General features: G+C 33.4%; 15 protein-coding genes. 12 read left to right on the top strand and 3 right to left on the bottom strand.

The window, feature by feature from the left end:
• Positions 1–7 precede the first annotated feature (7 nt).
• From Q4487_RS09650 to purD, 3 genes are all read left to right on the top strand, one after another.
• Positions 8–1,360, top strand: coding sequence for an undecaprenyl-phosphate glucose phosphotransferase (locus Q4487_RS09650; protein ID WP_303539684.1), 1,353 nt, complete (start codon positions 8–10; stop codon positions 1,358–1,360).
• A gap of 8 nt (positions 1,361–1,368) precedes the next feature.
• Entirely contained in the window at positions 1,369–2,343 is a 975-nt protein-coding gene (locus Q4487_RS09645) for a UDP-glucuronic acid decarboxylase family protein (protein ID WP_303539687.1), read from the top strand.
• A 153-nt stretch (positions 2,344–2,496) separates the two neighbouring features.
• Positions 2,497–3,768, top strand: coding sequence for a phosphoribosylamine--glycine ligase (gene purD, locus Q4487_RS09640; RefSeq protein WP_303539689.1), 1,272 nt, complete (start codon positions 2,497–2,499; stop codon positions 3,766–3,768).
• A 110-nt stretch (positions 3,769–3,878) separates the two neighbouring features.
• Here purD and Q4487_RS09635 read toward each other — a convergent pair whose 3' ends face one another.
• Entirely contained in the window at positions 3,879–4,112 is a 234-nt protein-coding gene (locus tag Q4487_RS09635; protein ID WP_100894348.1) for a uracil phosphoribosyltransferase, read from the bottom strand.
• A gap of 41 nt (positions 4,113–4,153) precedes the next feature.
• Here Q4487_RS09635 and Q4487_RS09630 point away from each other — a divergent pair, with 41 nt between their 5' ends.
• The 3 genes from Q4487_RS09630 to Q4487_RS09620 are packed head-to-tail and all read left to right on the top strand — an operon-like array spanning position 4,154 to position 6,755.
• On the top strand, positions 4,154–5,092 hold the full coding sequence (locus Q4487_RS09630) for a hypothetical protein (protein ID WP_303539692.1): 939 nt from the start codon (positions 4,154–4,156) through the stop codon (positions 5,090–5,092).
• Between the two features lie 30 nt (positions 5,093–5,122).
• The gene (locus tag Q4487_RS09625) at positions 5,123–5,722 is read left to right on the top strand and encodes a DUF4254 domain-containing protein (RefSeq protein WP_100894346.1); all 600 of its coding nucleotides are present in this window, start codon (positions 5,123–5,125) and stop codon (positions 5,720–5,722) included.
• Positions 5,723–5,759: 37 nt separating this feature from the next.
• Entirely contained in the window at positions 5,760–6,755 is a 996-nt protein-coding gene (locus tag Q4487_RS09620; protein WP_303541276.1) for a glycosyltransferase family 9 protein, read from the top strand.
• Positions 6,756–6,776: 21 nt separating this feature from the next.
• Here the strand turns inward: Q4487_RS09620 and Q4487_RS09615 are convergent, their stop codons facing one another.
• A complete protein-coding gene (locus Q4487_RS09615) occupies positions 6,777–7,385 on the bottom strand; it encodes a TetR/AcrR family transcriptional regulator (RefSeq protein WP_100894343.1) in 609 nt (202 codons plus the stop codon).
• A gap of 321 nt (positions 7,386–7,706) precedes the next feature.
• On the opposite strand from Q4487_RS09615, the gene Q4487_RS09610 reads away from it, so the two are divergent.
• The 6 genes from Q4487_RS09610 to Q4487_RS09585 all read left to right on the top strand — a co-directional run bounded on the left by Q4487_RS09610 (position 7,707) and on the right by Q4487_RS09585 (position 16,272).
• On the top strand, positions 7,707–8,405 hold the full coding sequence (locus Q4487_RS09610; protein WP_303539702.1) for a DUF2064 domain-containing protein: 699 nt from the start codon (positions 7,707–7,709) through the stop codon (positions 8,403–8,405).
• A gap of 98 nt (positions 8,406–8,503) precedes the next feature.
• The gene (locus tag Q4487_RS09605; protein ID WP_303539704.1) at positions 8,504–11,722 is read left to right on the top strand and encodes a SusC/RagA family TonB-linked outer membrane protein; all 3,219 of its coding nucleotides are present in this window, start codon (positions 8,504–8,506) and stop codon (positions 11,720–11,722) included.
• Between the two features lie 12 nt (positions 11,723–11,734).
• On the top strand, positions 11,735–13,183 hold the full coding sequence (locus Q4487_RS09600) for a SusD/RagB family nutrient-binding outer membrane lipoprotein (protein ID WP_303539706.1): 1,449 nt from the start codon (positions 11,735–11,737) through the stop codon (positions 13,181–13,183).
• Between the two features lie 10 nt (positions 13,184–13,193).
• On the top strand, positions 13,194–14,261 hold the full coding sequence (locus Q4487_RS09595) for a nucleoside hydrolase (RefSeq protein ID WP_303539708.1): 1,068 nt from the start codon (positions 13,194–13,196) through the stop codon (positions 14,259–14,261).
• Between the two features lie 4 nt (positions 14,262–14,265).
• On the top strand, positions 14,266–15,252 hold the full coding sequence (locus tag Q4487_RS09590) for a phosphotransferase (protein WP_100894338.1): 987 nt from the start codon (positions 14,266–14,268) through the stop codon (positions 15,250–15,252).
• A 231-nt stretch (positions 15,253–15,483) separates the two neighbouring features.
• Positions 15,484–16,272, top strand: coding sequence for a patatin-like phospholipase family protein (locus Q4487_RS09585; RefSeq protein ID WP_303539712.1), 789 nt, complete (start codon positions 15,484–15,486; stop codon positions 16,270–16,272).
• A gap of 55 nt (positions 16,273–16,327) precedes the next feature.
• Here Q4487_RS09585 and Q4487_RS09580 read toward each other — a convergent pair whose 3' ends face one another.
• Positions 16,328–17,377: a ferredoxin--NADP reductase gene (locus Q4487_RS09580; RefSeq protein ID WP_303539714.1), complete on the bottom strand. Its 1,050-nt coding sequence runs from the start codon at positions 17,375–17,377 to the stop codon at positions 16,328–16,330.
• Positions 17,378–17,457: the final 80 nt, after the last annotated feature.

Below are 17,457 nucleotides of genomic sequence, written 5' to 3'. Positions count from 1 at the left end.
CTTTTAAATGCTATCTAACCAACACAGATTTTCTTCTTTATTAATTCCATTGTCATATGGGCTAGATTTACTTATTATAAATCTACTAGCTTTTTACTTGCCTATTAATTTTGAGAATGCATTACTATTTCATTGTTACCTATCGTGTGCTTGGGTTATACTATCGCTAAAAAGTAATTTTTACGAGGTTTACAGGTATAGTAAGGCAACTAGAATACTAAAATTACTTTTTACACAATTTGTATTTTTCTTTTTAATACTTTATGCTTTTATAGGTTTCTTTAAGCAGCCAAATATAAGTAGGCTAGAGTTGGGTAAATATTTTTTGTATGTAGGTTTAGTCATATCAATAATTAAATTTGCTAATTATTATATTTTAATGAGCTACAGAAAGCGAATTAAAGGGAACCTAAGAAATGTTGTTGTTATTGGAAAAAACAAAAAGGCAGATCAGCTTGTAAAGGTTTTTCAAGAACGTGTAGAATACGGTTTTCAGTTTTTTAAACAGTTTTCAACAAAGTCCGAGGATTTTAATTTGGACAGTAGTTTTGATTATATCTCCAATAATAATATCGATGAAATTTATTGTTCGGTGTCAGAATTAACGAATAAGGAAATGACTAACCTTATTAACTTTGCTGATAATAATTTAAAAACGCTAAAGTTTATACCAGATAATAAAAACATCTTTTCAAAGAAACTAAAGTTCGAGTACTATGATTATATACCAGTGCTTTCTTTACGTGAAATCCCTTTGCATGAAGGTATAAATGCATTTGTAAAACGGTTATTTGATTTTGTTTTTGCATTACTGGTTGTGATTTTTCTGCTGTCTTGGCTTGTGCCCTTAATGGCTATTATAATTACTTTAGAGTCCAAAGGTCCTGTTTTCTTTAGACAAAAAAGAAACGGTATAGATAATGAAGAATTTTACTGCTATAAGTTTAGATCTATGGCGCCAAATAAGGATGCGGATAATCATATGGCAACTAAAAACGATATGCGTATCACCAAAGTAGGTAAATTTATACGTAAAACAAGCATAGATGAGTTGCCTCAGTTCTATAACGTATTATTTGGGTCTATGTCTGTTGTTGGTCCACGACCACATATGGTAAAGCATACTAGTGAGTATGCTAATAAAGTAAACAAATATATGGTAAGACACTTTGTTAAGCCGGGTATTACTGGTTTAGCACAGGTAAGAGGGTATAGAGGAGAAATAGAAAAAGACGAAGACATTTTAAACAGAACAAAGTTTGATATTTTTTATATTGAAAACTGGTCTTTATTTTTAGACTTAAAAATTATAGTACAAACCGTACTTAACGCTGTTTCTGGAGAAGAAAAAGCATATTAAAATATAGAATGAAAAAAGTACTTATTACTGGAGCGGCAGGATTTTTAGGATCTCATTTATGCGACAGGTTTATTAAAGAAGGTTTCTACGTAATTGCAATGGATAATTTAATTACGGGAGATTTAAAAAATATTGAGCACCTTTTTCCATTAGAAAATTTTGAGTTTCAGCATCATGATGTTTCTAAATTTATTCATATTCCTGGTAAACTAGATTATATATTACATTTTGCATCACCAGCAAGTCCTATAGATTATTTAAAAATTCCTATTGAGACATTAAAGGTTGGTGCGTTAGGTACACATAATTTGCTTGGAGTAGCAAAAGAAAAAAACGCTACTATTTTGGTAGCTTCCACCTCAGAGGTGTACGGAGACCCATTAGTGCATCCGCAAAACGAAGAATATTACGGTAATGTAAGTCCGGTTGGACCACGTGGCGTATATGATGAGGCTAAACGTTTTATGGAGTCTATTACAATGGCTTACCACCGTTTTCACGGACTAGATACGCGTATAGTTAGGATTTTTAATACCTACGGTCCAAGAATGCGACTAAACGATGGTCGTGTTGTACCAGCATTTATGGGTCAGGCTTTACGAGGAGAAGATTTAACGGTGTTTGGTGACGGAAAGCAAACAAGGTCTTTCTGTTACATAGATGATCAAGTAGAGGGTATTTACAGGCTTCTAATGAGTAATTATAGTTACCCAGTTAACATTGGTAATCCGCATGAAACCACTATAGGCGAATTTGCAGAAGAAATTATTAAACTTACTGGTACAGAGCAAAAGGTAATTTACAAGCCTTTACCAACAGATGACCCAATGCAAAGACAACCAGATATTACTAAAGCAAAGGAATTGTTGGGTTGGGAGCCTAAAGTTTCTAGGGAAGAAGGACTAAAAATTGTTTTCGACTACTTTAAGTCGTTATCTCCTGAGGAATTACAAGACAAAGAACACAGAGATTTTTCTAAATAAAGAGTCAAGAGAAAAGAACCTAGAGAATAGAGTAAAGAATTTTGTCTTGCAACTTGTTTCTTACAGCGCAGCGATCTATACTCTCACTTCTTTTTTCTTTTTTTTAAAGGATATTAAATCGTCATACTGTATTTTTGAGCAAACTTTTACAATATGAACATTCTTATCCTTGGTTCTGGCGGTAGAGAACACACTATTGCTTGGAAACTTAATCAAAGTAAAAAGCTAAATAAACTTTTTGTGGCACCTGGTAATGCTGGTACTGCTTCAATAGCAAAAAATATACCAATTGGTGTAAACGATTTTCAAGCAATAAAAGAAGTTGTTCTTGCAGAGCAAATAAATATGGTTGTAGTTGGTCCAGAAGACCCTTTGGTTAATGGTGTGCATGATTTCTTTTTAAACGACATCGACCTAAAAAATATTCCTGTTATAGGGCCACAAAAGGCAGCTGCAACTTTAGAGGGTAGTAAAGATTTTGCTAAAGAATTTATGATGCGTCATGACATTCCTACTGCGGCATATAAAAGTTTTACAGCAGATACATTGGCAGACGGACAAGAGTTTTTAGAAACCCTTAAGGCTCCATATGTACTAAAGGCAGATGGTTTAGCGGCAGGTAAAGGTGTTTTAATTTTACAAGATTTAGATGAAGCTAAAAAAGAACTTGCTTCTATGTTGGTAGATTCTAAATTTGGAGACGCTAGTACAACTGTTGTTATTGAAGAGTTTTTAGATGGTATAGAGCTTAGTGTTTTTGTACTTACAGATGGTAAAAACTTTAAAGTATTGCCAACAGCTAAAGATTACAAACGTATTGGTGAAGGAGATACAGGCTTAAATACAGGTGGTATGGGAGCTATTTCACCTGTTCCTTTTGCAAGTGATGAGTTTATGAGTAAAATACACTCACAAGTTGTAAAACCAACGGTAGATGGACTTGTAAAGGATAACTTACCATACAAAGGTTTTATTTTTATAGGACTGATAAAAGTAGGAGAAGAGCCTAAGGTTATTGAATATAATGTACGTTTAGGTGATCCGGAAACAGAAGTTGTATTACCACGTTTACAAAACGATTTAGTTGAGGTTTTTGAAGCTGTAGGTAACCAAACATTAGATGCTATAGATATTAAAATTGATGAGCGTACGGCAACTACAGTTATGACAGTTTCTGGTGGTTATCCTGAAGCATATGAAAAAGGAAAAGAAATTACAGGTTTAGACACAGTAGAAGGTTCTATTGTTTTTCATGCAGGTACTAAATTAGATGGTGGTAAAGTGGTTACTAACGGTGGTCGTGTAATGGCAGTAACATCATTTGGTACTAATTTTAAAGATGCTTTAGCACAATCATACAAAAACGTAGAAAAGCTTCATTTTGATAAAATAAACTACAGAAAAGACTTAGGTTTTGACTTGTAAAAGAAGTTAGCTAACTAAAAAATAAAAACCCAACTAGTAACTACAATAGTAGCTAGTTGGGTTTTCTTATATAAGTAAATAGGTTTTAGCCGGTACAGCCAAATAAATATTTAAATTTTTATGTAAGAATGTGCATTTACACTCTTATCTTCTTCATTGTTATTAGAGTGCTCTTTAAGTTGTAACATCCAATATACCATTGCTATTGCTCCAATAATCATAAAAACCCAGTTAAGCGTATTTGCTGCCCACCAGTTTTCTAATTCTAATGCTCTTAGTAAATCTAAAGGAGCAAAAAGTACATCAACAAATAAATCCTCTATTGCTTTAAAAAATGTTTTCATCTTATATGTATATTTACCCTGCAAAAATATAAAAACTCTAGATGATTTCAAGCTTTTTTAGCAAAACAAAACCTATTAATTACATAATTGTACTTACTTTACTGTTGGTATTCTTTGGCATGGCTCGTTTTTTAGGGGGTAATGTCTTGTTTTCACTCGAGTTAATTGGTATAAATGTTGGTGTAGTTTTAGTACTGTTTTTTACTATTTTTCTTGTCAATTTTATAGTAAAACGCAATAAAATTACTCAAGTAAACTCTTTTGCGGTCCTTTTCTATGCCTTATTATGTGTTTTTTTCCCAGCTTCATTAACAGATACTAACGGTATTTTTTGCAGTTTTTTTATTGTTTTAGCAACCAGAAAAATTTTAAGCCTAAAATCTTTAAAGGAAATTAAATATAAAATTTTTGATGCTTCAATGTGGATTATTATTGCTAGCCTGTTTTATGATTGGGCTTTGCTGTATTTAATTTGGGTATTTATAGCCATTTATATTTATGAGCCTAAAAATATAAGAAACTGGTTTTTACCTTTATCAGCTTTTGTAGCAGTTTCATTAATAGTTTCGGCGGTATTAGCAGCTACGGGTAATTTAAACTTTATCGTAGAGCATTACATTTTTACATTAAAACTAGATGCAGATATGTTTAAAGAGTGGAGCAAAAGTTCTGCAACCATAGTGTATTTAATAGTTGTAATTATTGTAGGTGTCATTAGCAGCATAAAAATTGGCAAAATAGGTGTTGGCCGTTTAGCAAGTATGCGACTTGTAGCAATATCTTTTACCATAGGTATTTTTATAACTTTGTTTGAGACTAACTTGGGTTATTTTCCAATAATGATTACCTTTTTTCCTGCAGCAGTGTTTCTTACCAATTATATAGAAATTTTACGTAAACCTCGTTTTAAAGAGCTAAACCTTTTTATAGCTATTTTAGTCCCAATAACGGTATTTGTATTTAAGGTTTTACTGAAGTAAAATTGGTATATTTGCCTAAAATTTTACAGTATGTTTAGTGATTTTGCCTTTAAAATATTTAACGAAAGTATAGATAAATACCACATTTTAGATGATGTGTATCAATCTTTTGAAAATCCATATCCAAAGGATGAAATAGCACACTTATTATACCGTAAAAATTGGATAGACACTGTGCAATGGCATTATGAAGACATTATTAGAGATCCAAATATAGATCCTGTAAGTGCTTTAAAATTAAAGCGTATGATTGATGCTAGCAATCAGGATAGGACAGATTTGGTGGAATACATTGATAGTTACTTTTTAAATAAATACCAATCGGTACAAGTAAAAGGCAATGCAACCATTAATACAGAAAGTCCGGCTTGGGCTATAGACAGGTTATCTATTCTTGCTTTAAAAGTATATCACATGCAAGAAGAAGCAACTAGAACAGATGCTTCTGATGAGCATAAACAAAAATGTAGCGCTAAGCTTTCTGTTTTATTAGAGCAGAAAAAAGATTTATCTACAGCAATAGATCAACTAATATCAGATATTGAAGCCGGTAACAAGTATATGAAAGTATACAAGCAGATGAAAATGTATAATGATGACGAGCTAAACCCAGTGCTTCGTGGAAAATAAGCCTCAGGACCATATTTTAATAATTAGGTTGTCTGCAATGGGAGACGTTGCAATGACTGTTCCTGTGGTAAAAAGACTATTGCAACAAAACCCTACTTTAAAAATTACAGTCTTAACTCGGGCATTTTTTACACCAATGTTTGCACAATTGCCCAACGTACAAGTATACCAAGCAGAGGTAAAAGGTAAGCATAAAGGTGTAAACGGACTCTATAAATTATTTAAAGAGTTAAAAGCAATGAATGTTACTGCAGTTGCAGATATTCATAACGTTTTACGTTCTAATATTCTTAAACATTTTTTTAAATTATCTGGTATTCCTTTTATACAAATTGATAAAGGCAGAGCCGATAAAAAAGCGCTAACAGCAAGTAAAAACAAAGTTTTTAAACAACTACAAACTACGCAGCAACGTTACGTTTCTGTTTTTGGTAAATTAGGATTTCCCATTAAGCTAGACGATTCTTGTGCTTTAGAAAAAGAAAAATTATCTGATACTGCTATTGCATTACTGCCAAAAGAACCAAAAAAGTGGATAGGAATTGCACCATTTGCTGCTTTTGAGGGTAAAACGTACCCTTTAGAACTTATGGAAAAAGTGGTAAATAAGTTAAATGAAAAAGACACTTATACAATAGTTCTTTTTGGAGGAGGAGATAAAGAAAAAGAAGTTTTAGAAAAATGGGAACAAGGTTACAGCAATTGTGTTTCTGTGGTTAAAAAACTAAGTTTTAAAGAAGAACTTTCTTTAATTTCTAATTTAGATGTTATGTTAGCTATGGATAGTGGCAACGCACATCTAAGCGCAATGTTTGCGGTACCTACAATAACACTTTGGGGAGTTACACACCCATTTGCTGGTTTTTATCCATTTGCACAACAAAGCACAAATGCATTGCTAGCAAACAGAGACAAATACCCACTTATACCAACATCTGTTTATGGTAATAAATTTCCGCCAAGTTATGAAAAAGCTATGGAAACCATACTGCCAGATGATGTTGTGAAAAAGGTTTTGGAGGTTGTTGGGTAGTTTGTGTTAGCATAAACATTTCTACCGCTTCACAGCAATAGTTTTAAAATAACTACGCAATTGTTGAATGTACTTGTAACGAAGTAACTTAGCATTACCTTCTACCATTAATAAACGCACACCCATATAGGAAGACATTAAAAAGCTAGCAACAGCTTCACTATCTACGTGGCGGTCTATATAGCCATCTGTTTTGCCTTTTTGTAAATTGGTAATCAAATTTACTTCCCACACCTTAAACATTTCTTTAAGGAGCTTTACAATTGTTTCGTTTTTACCACTAAACTCCGTCATAAAATTACTTAATACAAAGCCATTGTCTAATTGGTTGTGTTCTGCCGTTTCAAGAGCATTGTCAAAGCATTTGTCTAAAATTACAGCAGGGTTTTCTAGTCCTTCAAAAGGAGCAATTAACTCGCTATATACTTTAGGGAAAATAATATTCTGTAGAATACTTATAAAAAATTCTTCCTTAGATTTAAAATGATAATAAAACGCACCTTTAGATAAAGATAGTTCTTTTAAAACATCATCTACACTGGTATCATAATACCCATTTTTATAAAATATTTCTAGGCCAACAGACTGCATTCTTTGCATTGTAGCCATGCGTTTTAAGTTCTTTTCCATTTTAGCTTCTTTTTGTTGTAAAAAGACTAGTTAGTTTGTTGCAAGGTTCTCTTTTTTGCATCAAAATATATTTTATGGGTTATAAATGGTTTGTGGAACGATAAACTACATAGTATTGAAAATAAAAATATAGTTTACATAACTATATAAACTACTTAGTTTGTTTTATTATTGTGTAAAAGATGCAATAAATCTAAAAATTAGCTGCTTTTGTGTTGTAATTATAGTATTAGTCTTACAAAAAGTGTCTAATTAAAAAAATCTATGTTATTTTTATAAAAGAAATTAAGGTTTCTATTTTTTAACGACCAAGCAACCACAATGAAACCAAACCGGAACAAAACTGTTTTATTAGTTTTTTCTCTTTCCGCTAAAATAGAAGCAGAAAGGAAACCTTTGTTTGGTGGTAAAAAACAAGAAGTCTCTACTCAGTTTTTTGACTTATTAATTAAGAACACATTAGAGGTTGCAAATAAAAGTAGTGTAGACGTTGTTTGGTTAGATGAAACACAGCAACACGGCAACACTTTTGCAGAGCGTTATACTAACGCTTATAAAAGTTTGTACACTCAAGGCTATACCAATGTAATATCTATTGGTAATGATACACCAAATTTAACAGCAAGTCATATACAGCAAGCCGTAGATGCAATGGCTACTAAAAAAGTAGTTTTTGGGCCGTCTATAGATGGTGGTATATACTTGTTTGGAGTTCATAAAAGTATTTTTAATGAAGACGCTTTTAAAAACCTACCCTGGTTAACTTCTAAATTATCTAATAAAATACATTCTTTGGCTGTTGCCAAAAATGTACCTTTCACGGTTTTGGAGACGCTTCAGGATATAGATACAAAGGTATCAGCTATAGAATACGCCTGTGCAAATCCTAATTCGGTTTTAGCTAGTTTTATAATTGCTTATTTAAGTCAGAGATCTAAAAAAGCAATAAAAACAAGCAACAATATAGTTTCTTCTTTTTACACATCTTCATTTTTACGTAGAGGTCCTCCTAGTTTATAAATTATTTAAATCGGCATTTTTATGAGTAAAAACCAATTGTAACTATAATTGGTTGTACTTGCTTATAAAATAATTTATCAACTTTATTACACTTAAATATGAAAATAGCTATAATAGCTGTAGTGCAGCTATTTGCCTTAACGGTATTTGCACAATCAAATACGTATACTTCTAAAATATTAGATACAGACAACCAACCAATACCTTTTGCTACGGTAAAAGAAATAGGCAAAGAAAATTACACAACTACAACCATAGATGGTGACTTTACATTGCAAACTAGCTCTACTAGTTTTTTAATACAAGTGTCGTCTATAGGGTTTACAAGCAAAAAAATTACTATTACTAACGGTAATTTTCCGGCGAGTATTACACTAATGCCATCAGACGAACAGTTAAAAGAAATTGTAGTAACTGCTTTGGGTATAGAAAGAGAAAAACAATCGCTTGTTTCTGCTGTAACAAGAGTATCATCAGATAAATTAACAGAGGTTACTTTAACTAATGTGGTAAACAGTTTAGCAGGGCAAGTGGCAGGAGTTCAAATTACAAATGGTTCTTCTGGTGTGGGTTCTTCATCTAGAATTGTTATCCGTGGGGAAAATTCTTTAAGCGGAAGCAACCAGCCATTATTTGTGGTAGATGGTGTGCCAATTAGTAATGAGCAAATTACGAGTGACTTGGTAAACAACGGTGCTTTGCAAGAGGTAGATTTTGGAAACGGTGGTTCTGAAATTTCTCCAGATGATATTGCATCAATCTCTATATTAAAAGGTGCTGGTTCTGCTGCACTTTATGGGGCAAGAGCTGCAAACGGAGTTGTAGTTATTACTACAAAACGCGGTAAAAACAAAAAAGGTTTTGGTGTTACAACAAGTAATTCGCTTACGGTAGAAACCTTACTTACCTTACCAGATTACCAAAATGTATACGGTGGTGGTTCTAACGGTCAATATTCTTTTCAGAACGGTAAAGGAGCTGGTGTTAATGATGGTGGTTTAAGTAGCTACGGACCAAGATTAGATCAAGGCTTATTGGTTAATCAGTTTAACAGTCCTTCTGTAGATATTAACGGCAATCCTGTGCGTGCTGGTGATGTTATTGCACGTACAAATGCAGATGGTAGTTTTACCCCAATAACTGCAACTCCTTGGGTGTCTAACCCAAATAATGTGCGTAATTTTTTTGAAACTGGTATTACCAAACAAAACAATATAGCCATTAACTCTTCAGGCGAAAACGGAAGTAGTAGATTATCTTATAGTAACTTAAGAAATGAAGGTATTGTGCCAAATACTGACTTAGATCGTGATGGTATTTCGCTTAGTCTACATCAGAAATTAACAGAGCAATTAAATGTAAACGCTTTTGTAAATTATATAAATACACGTAGTGGTAACAGGCCAAACCTTGGTTATGGTTATGAGAATCCTTTGTATGGTTTTAACTGGACAGGTAGGCAGGCAGATGTTTCTGCTTTAAAAAATTACTGGCAAGCAGGTCAGGAGGGAGTGCAGCATTATGATATTAATTACTTATGGCTTACAAACCCATATTTAACGGTTAACGAAAACACCAACAGCTTTAATAAAAATAGAGTTTTAGGTAATGTTTCTGCTGTTTATGATATTACAAATAAACTAAATGTTGCAGTGCGTGCTGGCTTAGATACGTATGCAGACAAACGCGAGTTTAGAAGAGCGGTGAGTACAAATGCTAACCCGCAAGGCTCTTTTAGAGAAGATGATATTAGCTTTAGAGAATTAAATACAGATATTTTGGTGTCTTATAAAGATGCTATAAGCGATGATTTAAAGTATACAGTCTCTGTAGGTGCAAATAGGTTTGATCAAGAAATTAAATACAGTTATGCTGAAGCTTCACAACTAGCATTGCCTGGTATTTATACCTTAGCAAATTCTAGAACTCCGCTTAAGGGAGATAGTAGATTGTTTGAAAAACGAATTAATAGTGTTTATGGTACAGGTAATTTATCTTATAAAGATGCTTTGTATTTAGACCTTACCTATCGTAACGACTGGAGCAGTACATTACCATCTAATAACAATTCGTTTGGGTATTATTCTGCCGGACTAAGTTTTGTAGCTAGTAGCCTTTTAAAATTACCAGAGCCAATCTCTTACTTAAATTTTAGGTTTAGTGCGGCTAGTGTTGGTAATGATACCAACCCGTACCAAAACACTCAAAATTTCTTATTTAACCAGAACTATGGTTCTAATTTTAGAGTAACTAATGAGACGGTTTTAAAAAATGCAAATCTAAAGCCAGAACGTCTTAATGCGTATGAAGCTGGCTTAGAAGCCTGGTTTTTTAATGGTAGGTTGCAATTAGATGCTGCAGCGTACCAAAATACAAGTGTAGATCAAATTATATCTAGGCCAATATCAGAATCTAGTGGTTTTGGTAGTTTTAACGAAAACGGTGGTAAAGTACAAACCACAGGTTTAGAGCTTTTACTTAGTGGTACAGTAATTAAAAATGCCGATTTTCAATGGCAGAGTTCAGTTAACTTTTCAACGTTTAGAAGTAAGGTTAAGGAGTTGCCAAGTGGTGTAGACCAGTTTGTAACTGGTACGGCAAATATCTTTTCTGGTGGTGGCGGATCTAACTCCGTTTTTTACATTGCAAAAAAAGATGGTCGTGTTGGTGATATGTACGGTACTGGTTTTGTTGAGGTAGATGGGCAAATTGTGCACGACTCTAACGGGTTTCCTGTTCAAGATCCCAACTTACGTTTACTAGGGAATTATAATCCAGATTTTACAATGGGTTTTAATAACAAATTTTCATACAAAGGATTAGATTTTACCTTTTTGTTCGATTGGCGTAAAGGCGGAACCATTGTTTCTAGAACAAAGGCCTTAGGTAGTACATCTGGAGTTTTAAAAGAAACATTAGAGGGTAGAGAATCTGGTATTATTGGTGTCGGCGTTGTAAATACAGGTACAGCAGATAATCCGCAATACTCACCAAATACTACAGTAGTGGCAGCCCAAGCTTACAACAATGCATTTTTTGATCGTGGTAACGAGGCAAGTGCGCTTTACAGTGCTTCTTATGTAAAATTAAGACAAGTAAGTGTATACTATAATTTTCCTGCAAAAATTGTAGATGCCATAGGTTTTAATAAAATAAAAATAGGTTTGGTAGGTAGTAATTTATTATTGTTTACAGAGAACCCACATTTTGATCCAGAGCTAAATGCATTACAAGAACAGAGCATTACATACGGAGTAGAAGATTTTTCATACCCGTCTACCAGAAGCTTTGGAGTGAGTTTAAAAACCGAATTTTAAGAAGTAAAAAAGATGAAAAAATATATAAAGCTATTTGTAGCAACAGCAGTAGCAAGCATTGTTTTTACTGCTTGTACTAACGATTTTGAAGAAAAAAACACCAACCCTAATGCGCCAGAAAGTGTAGATCCACAGTTTTTGTTAACCAATGTGGTTTCTGTATCATCAGACCTTAGCGCGTATCAACAAGGGTTTAGGCAAGCTAATTATTTAGCGCAATTTGCAGCAAGTATAGAGTTTGAGCGTATAGATCGTTATGAAATGGGATCTAATAGTGAGTATTGGAGTGCTATTTTTAGATTATTATCAGATATTAAATCGATGAAAGCCTCACCAGCGGCAAACGATGCTTACGTGGCTGTTGGTGATATCATGCAGAGTTACCTTTTTTCTCAGTTAACAGACCTTTGGAATGATGTGCCTTACACAGAAGCAGTAGCAGCTTTAGAAGGTACTTTTTCTCCTAAGTATGATACACAAGAAAGTATTTATACAGATCCAGAAATAGGAATATTAGCAGTACTTAAAAAAGCTGTTAATACGCTTGAAAATACAAATAACGTTATTCAGGGTGATATTATGTTTCAAGGAGATTTAGAGAAGTGGGTGCGTTTTGCAAACTCGCTTCAAGTACGTTACTTATTACGTATTAGTAAAAGAACAACAGACTTTACAGATTTACAAACTTTAGCAGATTCTGGTAAATTAATGCGGTCTAATGCAGACAACGCTGTAGTGCCTTATTTGGCCTCTGCTCCTAACCAGTTTCCTATGTTTAACGCAGCTTTAGGGTTGTACCAAGAGCATACAATGACAAAAACAGTAGAAACTGTATTAACTGCATGGGATGATCCTCGTGTTGCAGTGCTTTATAAGCCTACAGAGGCAAGTAAAAATTCTGCTACGCCAGAATACAAAGGATTACAAAACGGACAATCTAGTAGTACCATAAATGCAAATGGTATAGACTTAAATAACATATCTTTATTTGGGTCTATTTTTAGAGATGTTGCAGATGGTATAGATGCACAATATATGCAGTATTCAGAAGTGCAATTTGCACTTGCTGAAGCAGCAGCAAGGGGTTATATTACAGGAGATGCAAATATGTATTACCAAAATGCAGTAACAGCTAGTTTTGAGTATTATAATACTGTGCTGCCTACAGACTATTTTACAAGAACAGAAATAGTATTAGATGGTACTGCAAATGATTTAGAAAAAATACTAACTCAAAAATGGTTAAGCTTAATTAATGTTGGTCACGAGGCTTGGTTTAATGTACGTAGAACAGGAATTCCAAATTTAGAGGCTGGTCCAGATAACTTTAATAATGATAAATATCCCGTTCGGTATTTGTATCCAGAATCTGAACAAGCAACAAATAGTGAAAATTATAAAGTAGCTGTGGAGCGTATTGGAGGAGATAATATAAACAGTAAAGGCTGGTGGGAAAAATAAAATAAAAAATATGAAACAAAAAATTAAACTAATTGGTATTTTACTAATGTTTGTAATGTTTTTGGCTTGTAAAGAGCAAGCTAAAGATGTTGTAGCTGAAGTAAAGCAAGAGCCAAAAAAAGAAGCTACAGACAAAGCAAAGCCAAAGGGAATTGTAAACGGAGTAAAACAAGTTTGGATAGACGCAGATTTAGCTGTTGGAAAAAAGAATATAGGAAAACCTGGCTATTCTGATGTAGATGATGGTTATGCGGTTTTACAATTATTACAAGCAGATAATGTAAAAATTAATGGTCTAAGTACTGTTTTTGGTAACAATAGCGTAGAAAATGCTTTTGCTATTGGCAACTATATAAGTAAGGAGTTTGCAGCACAAAAAATTAAGGTTTATAAAGGTGCAAGTACAGCAATAAATTTAGACAGTGTGGTAACTAATGATGCGGTAGAGGCTATGGCTGTAGCATTAAAAAAGCAGCCATTAACTATTTTGGCAATTGGCCCTGCTACTAATGTTGGTTTGTTGTTATTAAAATACCCAGAGTTGCAATCTCAAATTGTTGAGGTTGTTTTAGTTGCTGGTCGCAGAACGCCTTTAGATTATTTTAAAATAGGAAACAAAGGTGTTTTAGCTAAGGATTTAAATTTTGATTTAGATAATACTGCTTTTCGTATATTATTAGAGCGCAATGTGCCACTTGTTTTTTGTCCGTATGAAATCTCTAGTAAGGTTTGGGTAAAGCAAGAAGATCTGGAGGTACTAAAAAATACCACTCCAGGGATGAAATGGTTGGCAACAGCATCACAACCTTGGATAGAGCAGTGGAAAAATCAAGGAGCCGACGGTTTTAATCCGTTTGATGTTATGGCGAGTCATTACATTATAGCTCCGCAAGACATAATAGCAGAGCCTTTACAAGCGCGTTTAGAGATTAATTTAGACGATACCGTAAAAGATAACAATAATGAGGTTTACAAATCTTATTTATTGTGTACCAAAGAAGGTGGCGCATCCGTAACATATTGTTATGATGTAGTACCTGGATATCATCAAAAATTAATGGCAACATTTAAAAACTAGCAAAGTGATTAAATTAAACAACAACATAGAGGATTTAACTAAGTATTTACAAAGTAAAGATTGGTTAAAAGAAAACGAGTCCATTGTTGCTGTAGAAAAGCCTGGCGAAGGAAATATGAACTTTACGCTGCGTATACTAACAGAAACAAGATCTTTTATAGTAAAACAAAGTCGTGACTATGTAGAAAAGTACCCGCAAGTAGCTGCGCCAGCAGAGCGAGTATTGCGTGAGGCAGAGTTTTATGAGGTTATAGAAAGTGTACCTAGTTTAAAAGCTATGATGCCTACTCTAATTGGTTTAGACAAGGATAATAGCGTTATGGTTATGGAGGATCTTGGTAATGGGTCTGATTTTACATATCTGTACCAATTAGGAAAAGAGTTTTTAGAGGAAGATTTATTTGCAGTCATAGACTTTGCAGCTTGTTTGCATACAAGTATTACTACAGAAACCCAGACGCATATAATTACCAACACTAAAATGCGCAAGTTAAATCACGAGCACATATTTAATTACCCATACGCAGTTAATAATGGTATTAATCTAGATGATATATTACCCGGTTTACAAAAAGAGGCAAACCGCTTAAAGGCAGATAATGTATTAAAGGCAGAGATAAAAAAACTAGGAGATTTGTATTTGGAGGATGGTGATATTTTATTGCATGGCGATTATTTTCCGGGTAGTTGGTTGGCAACCGTAGGTGGCTTAAAAATTATAGATCCTGAGTTTTGTTTTTTTGGTAAGGCTGAGTTTGAAATTGGTGTTATGTTAGCGCATTTAAAAATGGCAAATCAATCATCAATAATTATTGAAAAAGCTGTAAAAAGATATAAGTCTTTGGCAGATTTAGATGATGTACTTTGTTATAAATTTATGGCAATAGAAATACTGCGTAGAATTATAGGTTTAGCACAATTACCACTAGAAATAAGATTAGAAAAAAGAATAAAATTACTTAATGAATCACGTGAAATTCTTGTGAGCTAAGTACTTTTTAATTTTTTTAAATAAATAGAAGAACCAACTATGTAGTTGGTTCTTCTATTTTATAAAGCCGTCAAACAATATAAAATGTCTATAAGCGTTGGCTTTTTTTGGTTGATTGCACTAAATTGATATTCTAAATAGTCTTAAAAGGCAGTCTACAAACTAATCGGTTTAAAAAAAGAAGTGCTTTGTAATGGCATTTTATAGTAAATTTGATAAAAAACAGGTAAAATGGAGGCTAAAATTACTACATCAAAATCTATTGGTCTTGTGCTTTCTGGTGGTGGTGTTCGTGGTATGGCACATATTGGCTTAATTAAAGCAATGAACGAGTTTGGTATAACCGCAAGCAGAGTTTCTGGTAGTAGCGTAGGTGCACTTGTAGGAGCTTTGTACGCTAATGGAAACTCTATTGATGATATGCTTCGTTTTTTTAAAGAAACACCTCTTTTTCATTATCATTTTTTAACCATTGCAAAAGCCGGACTTTTAGATACGGAAAAGTATATAGATGTGTTTGGCAAATACTTTCCAGAGAATGCTTTTTCGGCCTTAAAAAAAGAATTACATATTGTAGCTACAAATCTTCAGGATGGTGATGAAGAATTTTTCTGTCAGGGAGAGTTAATTAGACCAATGTTAGCTTCTGCAGCATTACCTCCTGTTTTTTCTCCTATAGAAATTAATGGTAATTTATATGCAGATGGTGGTATAATGAATAATTTTCCTTTGGAGCCATTATTAAATACTTGCGATTATATTATTGGCAGTAATGTGTCTATCGTGGGTAGGTTAGACCAAAAAGACCTTAAAAACTCACTGCAACTTACGGGTAGGGTTACAGGTTTAATGATATACGCATCAGCAAAGAAAAAATTAAGCGCCTGTAATTTATTATTAGAGTCTCGTGAAATAGAACGTATTGGGTTGCTAGACCGTAAAGGCATAGAAAAAGCCTTTGTTATTGGTTATGATGCCGCTTGTAGGTCTTTTGAAAAAGAACTAAAACAACCACTTTAAAACAAAAAAAGCTGCTCTTTACAGAACAGCTTTGTCTATTTTAATTAACTAGCTTTTAAACATCGTCAAAATCTACTTTTAAAGTCGGTGTTGTTGCGTGTGCTTGGCACGTTAAAATAAGTCCGTCTTCAATTTCACCATCAGTTAAAATCTGGTTTTTAACCATTTCTGCTTTACCTTCTGTAACGCGAGCAATACAACTACTGCATACGCCACCTTGACAAGAGTATGGTGCATCTATATTTTCTTTTAAAACAGCATCTAATACAATGGTGCTTTTATCCATTTCAAAAGTAAAATCTTCATCATCTACAGTAACAGTAACAGATGTTTGTCCGCCCTCTTTTACAGGCATTTCATCTTTAATTTCTGTAGTTGTAAAAAGCTCAAAATGTATTTTGTCTTCGCTAACTTCGTTTTCTTTTAAAGTATCAGAAACTGTATTAATCATAGCTTCTGGTCCGCACAAGTAAATATCATCAAAAGCAATATCTTTATGCTTGTTTTTGGTAATATAGTTTACTGTAGACCTGTCTATTCTGCCAAAAATTGAGTTTTCATCTTGCTCTTGACTGTATATAAAGTGAACAAAAAATCGGTTATTATATTCTAGTTGAAGCTTTGCTAAATCTGTATGAAACATTGTTTCTTCAAAAGATTTATTACCGTATGCTAAAACAAATTTATTATTTGGATTGCTGTCTAAAACAGACCTGGCAATACTAATAATAGGTGTAATACCACTACCAGCGGCAAAAGCGGCAACATTTTTAACGGCATCTGTAGGTTTAAAAACAAACCTACCTTCTGGAGCCATAACATCTAAAACGTCACCTTCTTTAAGTTTAGAATGTGCATAGTCAGAGAAGCCACCATTATCTACCTTTTTAACACCAATGGTAATACAATCTTTTTTAGGAGAAGAACTAATAGAATACGCTCTACGTAATTCTTTACCTTTAATTTCTTTTTTTATAGTAATGTATTGGCCAGATATAAACTTAAAAGTCTGAATTAAGTCTTTAGGAATAGCAAATGTTATTGCTACAGAACTAGGAGTTAAAGCCTTTATATGTTGTACCGTTAACGGATGAAAATGATTCATAAAAAAAATATTTTCTACAAAAATACACATTGCCCTTTTGATAAAAAACCTAGTTCACTAAAATTTAATACATAGAAATC

This window comes from Cellulophaga sp. 3_MG-2023 (genome assembly GCF_030546975.1).
In the GTDB taxonomy this organism is placed as follows: Bacteria; Bacteroidota; Bacteroidia; order Flavobacteriales; family Flavobacteriaceae; genus Cellulophaga.
This window is presented reverse-complemented; position numbering and strand designations above follow the sequence as displayed.

Excerpts from the sequence above, each read along its gene's own strand:
- Q4487_RS09650 (WP_303539684.1), top strand. The coding sequence starts at position 8 with ATGCTATCTAACCAACACAGATTTTCTTCTTTATTAATTCCATTGTCA.
- Q4487_RS09645 (WP_303539687.1), top strand. The coding sequence starts at position 1,369 with ATGAAAAAAGTACTTATTACTGGAGCGGCAGGATTTTTAGGATCTCAT.
- purD (WP_303539689.1), top strand. The coding sequence starts at position 2,497 with ATGAACATTCTTATCCTTGGTTCTGGCGGTAGAGAACACACTATTGCT.
- Q4487_RS09635 (WP_100894348.1), bottom strand. The coding sequence starts at position 4,112 with ATGAAAACATTTTTTAAAGCAATAGAGGATTTATTTGTTGATGTACTT.
- Q4487_RS09630 (WP_303539692.1), top strand. The coding sequence starts at position 4,154 with ATGATTTCAAGCTTTTTTAGCAAAACAAAACCTATTAATTACATAATT.
- Q4487_RS09625 (WP_100894346.1), top strand. The coding sequence starts at position 5,123 with ATGTTTAGTGATTTTGCCTTTAAAATATTTAACGAAAGTATAGATAAA.
- Q4487_RS09620 (WP_303541276.1), top strand. The coding sequence starts at position 5,760 with ATGGGAGACGTTGCAATGACTGTTCCTGTGGTAAAAAGACTATTGCAA.
- Q4487_RS09615 (WP_100894343.1), bottom strand. The coding sequence starts at position 7,385 with ATGGAAAAGAACTTAAAACGCATGGCTACAATGCAAAGAATGCAGTCT.
- Q4487_RS09610 (WP_303539702.1), top strand. The coding sequence starts at position 7,707 with ATGAAACCAAACCGGAACAAAACTGTTTTATTAGTTTTTTCTCTTTCC.
- Q4487_RS09605 (WP_303539704.1), top strand. The coding sequence starts at position 8,504 with ATGAAAATAGCTATAATAGCTGTAGTGCAGCTATTTGCCTTAACGGTA.
- Q4487_RS09600 (WP_303539706.1), top strand. The coding sequence starts at position 11,735 with ATGAAAAAATATATAAAGCTATTTGTAGCAACAGCAGTAGCAAGCATT.
- Q4487_RS09595 (WP_303539708.1), top strand. The coding sequence starts at position 13,194 with ATGAAACAAAAAATTAAACTAATTGGTATTTTACTAATGTTTGTAATG.
- Q4487_RS09585 (WP_303539712.1), top strand. The coding sequence starts at position 15,484 with ATGGAGGCTAAAATTACTACATCAAAATCTATTGGTCTTGTGCTTTCT.
- Q4487_RS09580 (WP_303539714.1), bottom strand. The coding sequence starts at position 17,377 with ATGAATCATTTTCATCCGTTAACGGTACAACATATAAAGGCTTTAACT.